Genomic DNA, 4,893 nt, shown 5'->3' on the forward strand with positions numbered 1-4,893 from the left:
GACAGCCGCCTATGTTCTCCCCTACTCAAAACTTTCAAAATTAGAACAAGTCTATTCCTATCGGAATATTACTTAATATTAGCGCGATGTTCTATATTCTTCCGGTAGACATAAAGTTAAAATTCTCCGTAATCGCAAGATATGCATATTTACCACATGGGTATCTGTATGAACTTCTGGTACAAAACGCCACAATTGCTGTAACATCATCAGTCAGATTTTGGGAACCAATGCTTCCCATTCGCCCTTCAAGCGCTGCCCCATCACCTCAAGGGAGCAATCGTAGACTATGGAGGGGCGGTTGTAACAAGGACCGAGAGAGGTGATCGCTTACGTTAGGCGCACTTTCACAAAAATACTCTACTGAGTTATTCACATCAATAGAGTATATAAATTTACTACTATCATCTTTTACCAGATCCAGCTTATACTTGGGCAACCATTTATACTTGCGAGAGATATTTCCCAGGTAAACGCCAAAGGTTGCTAGTACTAAGGTTGGTACTAGCCAGAGGGAGAGAATTATCACGAAGTTGCAGCACTTGAACCAGTTGAAAGCTGCCTAACATAGCCAACAGCAGCTAGATTTTGGGAAGCAATTGGACACATTCGCCCTTCAGCATTCATATCCAAGCAATAGCCCTATAAAATTAGAACTATTAAGCTTTCAACGAGTAGGCAAGCAACTTCAAGCTTCTGAAGGTAATTACGATGATTGTGTAATGGCTCTATCTTTTGTGATCGCAGTTGGTGAAAGCTATCAGGGTATGTGGGATGATGTTGATTTTAGTAAAATCAGGAAAATACATTCATGAATCAATTAATTGTAGCAATTAAGAAAAAACAAAATACTGCTTGTTATTATGATTTAATTAGTAACAGAGCGAGTATTGCTCAAGCTTATATGTCAGAAAAAGAACTAATCATTAGTTATTACGAAACTTTTGACGAACCGATACTGCACGATTTAGCAAAAATATTGAAAGAAAAAGCTAGTTACAACCCTAAATATTTTATTAATGCTAATGAACCACTGGCAATACTACTGGGTTTCAATGACAAAGATAAAAAAAATGAAAATATTAATCAAATTGTATATAATCCTGAAATAGAAGATACTCTTTTACCATATAAAAGGGCTTTTGAATCGTTGCTACGAGAGGGGAAAATATTATCATTAGAAGAAGTTACTATAAGTAACGACCCACTTTGTATTAATGTTTTATGCTTAATATTGAAATCATTTGAATATTATATATTCGGCAATAGTAAGCATTCTAAAATGTATGTTCCCCCAGGTGGTAAAATTGAAAATCCATTCAAGAAATGATAAAAAATTACACAACCAAGATGTAGAAGAATTGAGTCGGAAAAAGTAGAGATAGTAAAATAAATTAAAAAGCCACTAACAAAAAGTTTTGTACTTCCCATAAGAAACTACTATATTTATCTCAGCCAAGGGTTATATTATTTAATGGCTGAAAGTGCTAATTCAAGCATAAATGTAGCGTGTTTAGGGTTTGATTGTGTTGCAAATCAGCATTTACAAGAAATTAAATTGAATGATTTGACTGAAGAAAATAAGCTAAAATTAAGTGAAGATATCAAGCAATTTGTTAAAAATAAAGTCAAACTAGGAAGATCATAAAATGCAATCATATTACTACATTGAAAAGTCAGAAAAGAATGAATTTACTCTACAATATTTCTGTGGAGGATTTATCTATAATAAAGCTAATCTAGGAGTTTTTGACAGTGCAATGAATGCACCATCACCTCAAGGTGAGCGTTCATAGGCTGTGGGGGCGATTGTAGCAAGGGCGCAGAAAAGGTGATCGCTTACATTAGGCGCACTTTCACAAAAATACTCTACCGAGTTATTCACATCAATAGAGTATATAAATTTACTACCATTATCTTTCACTAGCATTCAGCTTATACTTTGATAACTATTTATACCTCTGTACAAGTACTGCAAATCTTGCCTACAGTTTATGTGGGGTTTCCCTTGCATCAGCACGAGTAACTTAGGCAACAGACTTGGACTTGGCGACTTCAGATATTTACTCTGGGGAGAACAATCTAGGATCATTAACCAGTGTAGACCAGCAATCGCTTTCATCGAAAATCCCACAGGGCTACTCTAGAGGAATGGCAACAGTCCTCGAAGACCTTTCCCAAGTTTTTAGGCTTAACCGAACTATATTAAATTATGGCAATTTCACAAATAAATTGAACCTAGAAAGCCATTGGCTGTAAGTCTTTTGACTCTTTATGACTTGCTATGAACTCTTTAATGTCACTACTTTTACTTTTAGAATAAAGAGATGCTGCATCCAGTAACTTCTTAATATTCTTTTGACTCACGTCATCCATTGCATGGTTGATATGCTCTTTGGTGAATTTATTTATTTGTTCATTTTGGTTGATTATTTTTACAGGTTTAATTTCACTTCCCCTTTTTTCAAATGGCTCAGTTATATTAAATTGAAGTCGTAAATAACCTTTAGGATTAGCTGTATTTACAATCTCTTCACACGAGTCAGTAATAATCTGAATTTGACCTCCCATAAATACGTCAGGAATATTTTGTCCCCAATTCAAAATATTCCAATTTTTAATTTTTTCGTATTCAAGCGGTCTGGTGGTTCTACCAGTACCAATAGAAATAATAGAGATGTCCTGAATACTTTGTTTTTTTTCTTTTATGGCATAACGAAGCGCTGCCAGAGAAGGGCAGTTAGCACCTATTCCGCCATCAATGTGAGGAAATCTCCACTCTCCTCCTTCATCTTTACATTTGAATTCATAGGGAGGAAAGAAGGTAGGTGCTGATGCAGAACTAAGACAAATCTCCCACAGTCGCTTATCGTTAAACCACTTATCATTATGGTTTTGAAAATAACGACTAGCAAAAAAGGTTGTATTGCGATATAAAGTGTCATAGGCAAGAATTAACAATTCTGCTCCTGGCATTTCGCCAACTTGACGAAGTGTAATATCTTCCCCTAGTTCTTCTTTTAAAACTTGAATTAACCCTTCATTAGAATATTTAGTACTCAATATTGGGATTCGTAACCATGTACTTCTGAAGATTTCCTTACCCCTGTCTCTATAAATATTTATCAGTTCTTCCGGGGTTTTATTTAGCACTAAACCAGCAGCTACAATTGAACCAGTAGATGTACCAACAATTAAGTCGAAGTATTGGTTTAAAGGTTGTTCTATTCCTGCAACTTTTAGTTGATTTTGCAATTCTTCGAGAATTTTTGCTGTTACTACGCCCCGAATTCCACCTCCATCTAAAGCAAGTATCTTAAATTTTTTCTTGTCCTGATTTTGAGATGACATATTACAATCGGCTTCCTATTGTCGTGTACTTCTATAAGTATTCCCAGTTGAGTTATGAAAATTTAAATTGGGGAAGATATAGCGAAGGCACTGTTGGTAAACCTGGAAAACGAACTTGATTTTTAACGTTAACGTGCGTCCCCTTGTCGAGTGTTGCTCTACCCTCAATGCATTCCATCACTTGCATCAACAGGAAGATTAGCTAGGAATTAAGCCTTGATTAAGATAAGGTTATACAACAGAGCTTTCACTTGTATAAACTCATTTTTTAGAGCTAACACCTTTAGGAGCGCTATTGCAAACCCCAGACCCTGTTGAAGTAGGAGACACAGTTTTGATTTTACGTCCTTTCTATGTAACTGGAAAACTTGGGGTTGTTTGTGGTCGAGAGCCACACTCAGATGGTGAATCAAGCATACGCTGGCTTATTCAAGTAGATTGAGATGAGGAAAATATTCTACTGTCACTCAGGCGCAATGAGTTTGAGGTGATTATCCCGGAATTAGAATAACTTCAGGCTCTTGCCGATGGCTCCTCACCAATCCCCAGTTCCTTCTTACTGTGCTTTAACTGTTTCCAAAGCCCCTTAATTTGCTGATAAGCATCTTCTGGGTCAAGCTTACCATTGCTTTCTAAACTGGTGATTATGCCAACTTTTTGAGAAAACTCTTGCAAGTTAGCATTGAAAACTAAGTTTTCTGGTTTAACTTGCCCGTAGTAGCGACCACGAGGGTAAAGGAATTTATTTTTGTCTTCCTCATGAGACTGATTCATGACTTTACCCCCCTACTAATAAGTTTTCACTAATAATCTCAACCCAGTTTCAACTATCTCCTTAGCCAAATGGCTGCTTGGAAATATAGTTAGCGATTGCTAGAATCATGAGCCTTTTTTTAGTATGACTCATAGTCCAAAATCATCAAATATAAAGTGAAGAATTTTAGCCATTTAGCTTTTTGGCTGACAGGTGGCCTTGCCATGAAGCTAAAAACAGCTTAAAAGTCTAATCTTATTCACACTGCTGAAGCATTAAAAGATCAACTATCCCAATTCTTCAAGAATTGGAAGATAGTTCAGACACACAATTGTAATCATTGATGAGCTTGTGAAATGCTTACGACGGTAACTGAGCGAATGGTATTGAGCGCCTTACCCTGAGCGTAGCCATTCGCGTCGCGTCTCATAGGGAAGGGAGTTGAAGTATGTAGAAGTGTGGGCTACCCCTACGCTAAAATACAATGCCTGCATTCTGAAATAGTGGCAGTTGAATTACTTGGGTTTGTTTAGCGTTATCCAAATTGGATAAGGAAATGCCCAGCAACCTAATACTGCGGTTTTCCAGTTCAATTGACTCAAACAGTGTTTTGGCTATCTCAAAAATCGTATCTAATTCACTAGACATCTCCAAAATAGTAACATTCTGTGGTAGAAGAACATCAGATATCTTTTTTGACACAGAAACATGAGCGATATACTGAACCACATTAAAGAAAATCCTAAAGAAACACAGAGGTTAATTGGTCTAGGGTATGAACAGTTACA

The 4,893-nt window shown here is 36.6% G+C and carries 6 protein-coding genes; 3 read left to right on the plus strand and 3 right to left on the minus strand.

Annotated elements, in window-relative coordinates:
• Positions 1-811: 811 nt before the first annotated feature.
• The 3 genes from H6G97_RS45525 (at position 812) to H6G97_RS45535 (ending at position 2,147) form a co-directional block, all read left to right on the plus strand.
• Positions 812-1,330, plus strand: a complete 519-nt coding sequence (locus tag H6G97_RS45525; RefSeq protein WP_190947010.1) for a hypothetical protein — start codon at positions 812-814, stop codon at positions 1,328-1,330.
• A 144-nt stretch (positions 1,331-1,474) separates the two neighbouring features.
• On the plus strand, positions 1,475-1,648 hold the full coding sequence (locus tag H6G97_RS45530; RefSeq protein WP_190947011.1) for a hypothetical protein: 174 nt from the start codon (positions 1,475-1,477) through the stop codon (positions 1,646-1,648).
• Positions 1,649-1,994: 346 nt separating this feature from the next.
• The gene (locus tag H6G97_RS45535; protein ID WP_190947012.1) at positions 1,995-2,147 is read left to right on the plus strand and encodes a DNA cytosine methyltransferase; all 153 of its coding nucleotides are present in this window, start codon (positions 1,995-1,997) and stop codon (positions 2,145-2,147) included.
• Positions 2,148-2,238: 91 nt separating this feature from the next.
• On the opposite strand, the gene H6G97_RS45540 is transcribed toward H6G97_RS45535, so the two are convergent.
• The 3 genes from H6G97_RS45540 to H6G97_RS45550 all read right to left on the minus strand — a co-directional run bounded on the left by H6G97_RS45540 (position 2,239) and on the right by H6G97_RS45550 (position 4,834).
• Complete coding sequence (locus tag H6G97_RS45540; RefSeq protein WP_190947013.1) at positions 2,239-3,351, minus strand: patatin-like phospholipase family protein; 1,113 nt, start codon at positions 3,349-3,351, stop codon at positions 2,239-2,241.
• A gap of 513 nt (positions 3,352-3,864) precedes the next feature.
• Positions 3,865-4,125, minus strand: a complete 261-nt coding sequence (locus tag H6G97_RS45545; protein WP_190947014.1) for a DUF7219 family protein — start codon at positions 4,123-4,125, stop codon at positions 3,865-3,867.
• 454 nt (positions 4,126-4,579) lie between these two features.
• Positions 4,580-4,834 carry a DinB/UmuC family translesion DNA polymerase gene (locus tag H6G97_RS45550; RefSeq protein WP_338421988.1) on the minus strand — a complete coding sequence of 85 codons (255 nt, stop codon included), beginning with the start codon at positions 4,832-4,834 and terminating at the stop codon, positions 4,580-4,582.
• Positions 4,835-4,893 lie beyond the last annotated feature (59 nt).

The organism is Nostoc flagelliforme FACHB-838 (assembly GCF_014698065.1).
Taxonomy (GTDB): domain Bacteria; phylum Cyanobacteriota; class Cyanobacteriia; order Cyanobacteriales; family Nostocaceae; genus Nostoc; species Nostoc flagelliforme_B.